This is a genomic window from Streptomyces sp. NH27, from assembly GCF_056859195.1.
Window position 1 is genome coordinate 1 of the sequence record NZ_JACEGK010001100.1, and the last position, 429, is coordinate 429.

At 43.4% G+C, this 429-nt stretch carries 1 protein-coding gene; it reads left to right on the top strand.

All coding sequences use genetic code 11. The features are described 5' to 3' along the window. Positions 1 to 38: 38 nt before the first annotated feature. Positions 39 to 429: prepilin peptidase (locus tag AC13HU_RS38225; RefSeq protein WP_483046587.1), on the top strand; the 391-nt coding region annotated here is incomplete at its 3' end.

The window sequence follows — 429 nt, forward strand, 5'->3', positions numbered from 1 at the left end:
ATTATACTATTTCTCCCATTTTTTACGAATAGATAAGTATGATTGATTTTTATTTTTTTCTCGTCGGGAGCATTCTAGCTTCCTTTCTTGGTTTGGTCATTGACCGTTTTCCAGAGCAATCCATTATCAGTTCAGCCAGTCACTGCGATTCCTGTCAGACTCCCTTGCGTCCCTTAGATTTGATTCCGATTCTCTCACAGGTCTTCAATCGCTTTCGCTGTCGCTACTGCAAAGTTCGCTATCCTGTCTGGTATGCCCTCTTTGAACTAGGCTTAGGACTCCTCTTTCTGCTTTACTCTTGGGAATTGCTTTCCTTGGGGCAAGTCGTCCTAATCACCGCTGGTTTGACCTTGGGTATATACGACTTTCACCATCAGGAATATCCCTTACTGGTCTGGATGACTTTCCACCTAATCCTAATAGCTTCCT